The organism is Streptomyces sp. NPDC059455 (genome assembly GCF_042750115.1).
In the GTDB taxonomy this organism is placed as follows: Bacteria; Actinomycetota; Actinomycetes; order Streptomycetales; family Streptomycetaceae; genus Streptomyces; species Streptomyces endocoffeicus.
Genome location: NZ_JBHYVB010000361.1, coordinates 1 through 6,023 on the forward strand (window position 1 = coordinate 1; position 6,023 = coordinate 6,023).

2 protein-coding genes are annotated in these 6,023 nt (G+C 74.7%); both read left to right on the plus strand.

Going from position 1 to position 6,023, the window contains the following annotated elements:
• Nucleotides 1-2,899 (plus strand): amino acid adenylation domain-containing protein (locus ACFXB5_RS51955; protein ID WP_385222696.1); only part of this gene is annotated, 2,899 nt, incomplete at its 5' end.
• Nucleotides 2,896-6,023, plus strand: a 3,128-nt coding sequence (locus ACFXB5_RS51960; protein WP_385222699.1) for an amino acid adenylation domain-containing protein, incomplete at its 3' end; no start/stop codon positions are given. The genes ACFXB5_RS51955 and ACFXB5_RS51960, both read left to right, overlap by 4 nt.

Consider the following 6,023-nt stretch of genomic DNA (forward strand, 5'->3'; position numbering starts at 1 on the left):
GGTGGACGCGGGGGAGACTCGGGCGCGGGTCGATGCCCTGGCCGGGACGGATCTGGGTGACGGTGAGCGGTTGGCGCCGCTGTCGGTGGATCACCCGGCGTATGTCATCTACACCTCCGGCTCCACCGGCCGCCCCAAGGGCGTCGTCGTCACCCACCACGGCCTGGCCGCCTTCTCCGGGGCGGAGGCGGAGCGGTTCTTCGTCACCCCCGACAGCCGGGTGCTGCAGTTCGCCTCGCCGAGCTTCGACGCGGCGGTGCTCGAGGTGTGCATGGCCCTCCCGCACGGTGCGGCCCTGGTCGTCCCGCCGTCCGGGCCGCTCGTCGGCGAGACCCTCACCGACGTCCTGGCCGGGCAGCGGATCACCCACGCGCTCATTCCGCCCGCCGCCCTCGCCGGAGTGTCCCCCACGGGCCTGACCGACTTCCGCACCCTCATCGTCGGTGGTGAGGCATGCCCCGCCGAACTGGTGGAGCGCTGGTCGTCCGGGCGCCGCATGGTCAACGCGTACGGGCCGACGGAATCCACCGTCGCCGCCACCACCAGCGGCCCCCTCGCCCCCGGGGCCGGCGCCCCGCCGATCGGCAGCCCGGTGTGGAACACCAGCGCCCTCGTCCTCGACGAGCGGCTGCGGCTCGCCCCCGTGGGCGTGGTCGGTGAGCTGTACATCGCCGGTGACGGGCTCGCCCGCGGCTATCTCGGCCGCCCCGGGCTCAGCGCCGAGCGGTTCGTGGCCCATCCGTACGGGCCGCCGGGGGCCCGGATGTACCGCACCGGCGACCTCGTCCGCTGGGGCGCCGACGGCCAGTTGGAGTACGTCGGCCGCGCCGACGACCAGGTGAAGCTGCGTGGCTTCCGCATCGAGCTCGGCGAGATCGAGACCGTGCTCGCGGGCCACCCGGACGTGGAACGCGCCGTGGTCGTCGTCCGCGAGGACCGCCCCGGCCATCGCCGGCTCGTCGGCTACATCGTGCCCGAGCCCGGTGCCGCACGGCCCGACCAGCAGATCCTGCGCAAGCATGTGGCCGCCGCGCTCCCCGAGTACATGGTGCCGAGCGCGGTCGTGGCACTGGACCATCTGCCGCTGACCCCCAACGGCAAGCTGGACCAGAAGGCCCTGCCCGAGCCCGACCGCACCGCCGCCGCCCCGGGGCGCGCCCCGGCCACCGAGCGCGAGGAGACCCTGTGCCGGCTGTTCGCCGAGGTGCTCGGGGTGGCCGAGGTGGGCGTCGACGAGAGCTTCTTCGACCTCGGCGGCGACAGCATCGTCTCCATCCAGCTCGTCAGCGGGGCCCGCAAGGCGGGGCTCGTCATCACCCCGCGCGATGTGTTCCGGCACCGCACGGTCGAGGCGCTCGCGGCCGTCGCCCGCGAGGCCGAGGGGACGAGCCGTCCCGCCGCCGGGGACAGCGGGGTCGGCCCGATCCGGGAGACGCCGATCATCACCTGGCAGCGCGAACGGGGCGGCCCCATCGACCGCTTCAGCCAGACCATGCTGCTGCGGGTCCCGGCGGACCTGGGGCTCACCCGCCTCCAGGACGCCCTCCAGACCGTGCTGGACCACCATGACGTGCTCCGGATGCGGCTGACCCGGCGGACGCCCGACGCCAGTTGGGCCATGGAGGTGCCCGAGCCCGGCGCCGTACCGGCCGCGCCCCGCGTCACCCGGGTCGAGGTGGCGGGGCTGGACGGCGACGCCCTGTCCGAGCGCGTCACCGCCGAGTCGGGGCGCGCCCTGGACCGGCTGGCCCCCGCGACCGGCGGCATGGTCGAGGCGGTCTGGTTCGACGCCGGACCGGACCGGCCGGGGCGGCTGCTGCTCGCCCTCCACCACCTGGTGGTGGACGGCGTCTCGTGGCGCATCCTGGTGCCCGACCTGACCGCCGCCTGGCAGGCCGCGGGGGCGGGACGGGCGGCCCGGCTCGAGCCCGTGGGCACCTCGTTCCGGACCTGGGCCGAACGCCTCGCCGACGAGGCCCACAGCCCCCGGCGCACCGCCGAACTCGAGCTGTGGGAACGGATGACCGCCGCGCCCGAGCGCCCCCTCGGCCGGCGCCCCCTCGACCCCGCCCGGGACACCGTGGGCACCGCCCGGTCCCTCACCCTGACGATGGATCCCGAGCGCACCACCGCGGTGCTGACCGAGGTGACCGCCGCCCTGAGCGCGTCGGTCAACGAGGTCATGCTGACCGCGCTGGCCCTCGCGGTCACCGGCTGGCGCCGTCGGCGCGAAGGCGGCGACAACACCGCCGTCCTCATCGACCTGGAGGGCCACGGCCGCGAGGAGTTCGCCCCGGACATCGACCTCTCCCGCACGGTCGGCTGGTTCACCAGCCTCTACCCCGTGCGGCTGGACCCCGGCCGCCCGGACCCCGGACCGGCCCCCGGAACGGCCGCCCTGAAGCGCGTCAAGGAGCAGCTGCGCGCGCTGCCGGACAACGGACTGGGCTACGGACTGCTGCGTCATCTCAACCCGCACACCGCGCGGGCCCTGGCGACGCGCCCCGTACCGCAGATCTCGTTCAACTACCTGGGACGCTTCGCGGCCCCCTCCGACACCGGAGGAGCGGACACGGAGTGGACCGCCGACCCCCTGACGGACGTGCTGGGCGCCGGGGCCGACCCCGCCCTGCCGCTCGCACACTGCCTGGAAATCAATGTGCTGACACAAGACGGCGTGGACGGGCCCCGGCTGGCCGCCACCTGGTCGTGGCCGGACGGCGTGCTGTCCGAGCCCGAGGTGCGGGACCTCGCCGAGGACTGGTTCACGGCACTGGACGCGCTGTCGGACCGGTCCGACCGGTCCGTGAGCGGTGGCTGGACCCCCTCGGACCTTCCGTTGGTGTCGTTGTCGCAGGCGGAGATCGACCTTTTGGAATCCGAGTGGAGGAATTCGTGACCAAGCCGGGACTTGCCGACGTTCTGCCCCTGTCGCCCCTGCAGGAGGGCATGCTCTTCCTCGCCCTCTACGACGAGCGGTCGGTGGACGCCTACACCGTGCATCTGGGCTTCGACCTCGAGGGCGAGGTCGACCCGGCGGGGCTGCGCGCCGCCGGTGCCGCCCTGCTGCGCCGCCACCCCAATCTGCGGGCCGGGTTCCGGCACGAGAAGCTCAGCCGCCCCGTGCAGGTCATCCCGCACGAGGTGGAACTGCCCTGGCAGGAGGCCGATCTGCGGGACGGCTCGGACCAGGCGCGGCAGACGGCGCTGGACGAGCTGGTCGAGCGGGACCGCACGCGCCGCTTCGACCTCGCGGCTCCGCCGCTGATCCGCTTCACCCTCGCCCGGCTCGCCGACGACCGGTACCGGCTGGTGGTCACCCTGCACCACATCCTGCTGGACGGCTGGTCCTTCCCGCTGCTGGTCGACGACCTCTTCGAGCTGTACGCGCGGCGGGGCGACGAGAGCGGCCGGCCCAAGGTCACCCCGTACCGCGACTACCTCGCCTGGCTGTCCCGCCAGGACCGGGACGCCGCGGCCAAGGCGTGGCGCACCGCCCTCGACGGCGTCACCGAGCCGACCCTGCTCGTGCCGGGCGCCGGCCAGCGGGTGGACCGGATGCCGGAGGAGTTCAGCCTGGAGCTCCCCGCCGAGCTGACGGAGCGGCTGACGGCGCTGGCGCGGTCGCGGGGCTGGACGCTCAACACGGTGGTGCAGGGCGCGTGGGGTCTGCTGCTGGCGTCGCTGACCGGCCGTGACGACGTGGTGTTCGGCACCACCGTCTCGGGCCGCCCCCCGGAGCTCCCGGGCGTCGAGGCCATGGTCGGGCTGTTCATCAACACCCTGCCGGTGCGGGTGCGGCTGGACGCCGCCGAGACGCTGGCGCAGCTCCTCGGACGGCTCCAGGACCAGCACACCGAGCTGATGGACCATCAGCACCTCGGACTCACCCAGATCCAGCGGGAGATGGGCACCGGTGCGCTCTTCGACACCCTCGCCGTCTTCGAGAACTACCCCTTCGACCCGTCCGGCCTGGACCGGACCGTCGACGGTGTACGGGTCTCCGGCTTCTCCGGCGCCGAGGCCACCCACTACCCGCTGAGCCTCATCGCCTACCCGGGCGAGCGCATCCGGCTGCGCGTCGGCCACCGCCCCGAACTGGTCGACCGCGCCGCGGCCGAGACCGCCGCGGAGCGGCTCACCCGGGTCCTCGCGGCCGTCGCCGCCGACCCCGACCAGCGGGTGGCCGCCGTCGACGCCCTCGCGGCCGACGAGCGCGAGAACGTACTGGTCCGGTGGAACGACACCGCGCACGAGGTGCGGCCCGACACCCTCCCGCGGCTCTTCGAGGCCCGCGCGGCGGCCGCCCAGGACCACCCCGCCGTGGTCTTCGACGGCACCGAGGTCTCCTACGCCGACCTCAACGCGCGGGCCAACCGGCTCGCCCGCCACCTCATCGCCCAGGGCGTCGGCCCCGAGCGGACCGTGGCCCTGGCCGTGCCGCGCTCGGTGGAACTGATCGTCGCCCTGCTCGCCGTCACCAAGACCGGCGCCGCCTACCTCCCGGTGGATCCCGACCACCCCCAGGACCGCACCTCCTACGTCCTTTCCCAGGCCCGGCCCGCCCTGGTGCTCACCACCGCGGCCACCGCCGGGGCCCTGCCCACCACGGCCGCGCCCGTCCTGGTCCTGGACGCGCCGGAGCGGGCCGAGGCCCTGGCGGGCCACGCGGACACCGACGTCACCGACGCGGAGCGCACCGCGCCGCTGACCCCGGACCACCCCGCCTACGTCATCTACACCTCGGGCTCCACCGGCCGCCCCAAGGGCGTCGTCGTGCCGCACCGGGGCATCGTCAACCGACTCGCCTGGATGCAGGGGCAGTACGGGCTGGCCGCGGACGACCGGGTGCTCCAGAAGACCCCCGCCGGCTTCGACGTGTCGGTGTGGGAGTTCTTCTGGACCCTCACCGAGGGCGCCACGCTCGTCGTCGCCCGCCCCGGGGGCCACAAGGACCCGGCGTACCTCGCCGACCTGGTGCGCGAGCAGGGCGTCAGTACGCTCCACTTCGTCCCGTCGATGCTCCAGGAGTTCCTCCAGGAGCCGGCCGCCGCGCGGTGCACCGGGCTGCGCCGCGTCATCTGCAGCGGTGAGGCGCTTCCCGACCCGCTCCGCGAGCGGTTCTTCGCCACCCTCCCGGCGGAGCTGCACAACCTGTACGGGCCCACCGAGGCATCCGTCGACGTCACGTACTGGCGGTGCGAGGCCGGACACACACCCGGCCCGGTGCCCATCGGCCGCCCGGTCTGGAACACCCGGACCCTGGTCCTGGACGCCATGCTGCGCCCCGTCGCCCCCGGTGTCGCGGGCGACCTCTACCTCGCGGGCGCCCAGCTGGCCCGGGGCTACCTGGACCGGCCCGACCTGACGGCCGACCGCTTCGTCGCCGACCCGTACGGCCCGGCGGGCAGCCGGATGTACCGCACCGGCGATGTGGCCCGCTGGACGGACGAGGGGGTCCTGGAGTTCCTCGGCCGCGCCGACGACCAGGTGAAGCTGCGTGGCTTCCGCATCGAGCTCGGCGAGATCGAGGCCGCCCTGACCGGCCATCCGCGGATCGCCGCGGCGGCCGTCGTGGTCCGCGAGGACCGGCCCGGGGACCAGCGCCTGGTGGCCTACGTGGTCGCCGCCGACCCGGCGGACGCCCCCGACACCGCGGATCTGCGCGCCCACCTGGCCGCGGCGGTGCCCGAGTACATGGTGCCGTCGGCGTTCGTGCCCCTGGACCGGCTGCCGGTGTCCGCCAACGGCAAGCTGGACCGCAAGGCCCTGCCCGCCCCCGACGCCGTCACCGGCGGAAGCGGTCGCGCGCCGCGCACACCGCGCGAGGAGATCCTGTGCGGTCTGTTCGCCGAGGTGCTGGGCGTGGACCGGGTGGGCCCCGACGACGACTTCTTCGCCCTGGGCGGGCACTCGCTGCTGGCCACGCGCCTGGTGTCGCGGATCCGCTCCGCGCTGGGCGTGGAACTGGCCGTGGGGGGGGGGGGGGGGGGGGGCCCCCCGCCCCCACCCCACAAAGAAAC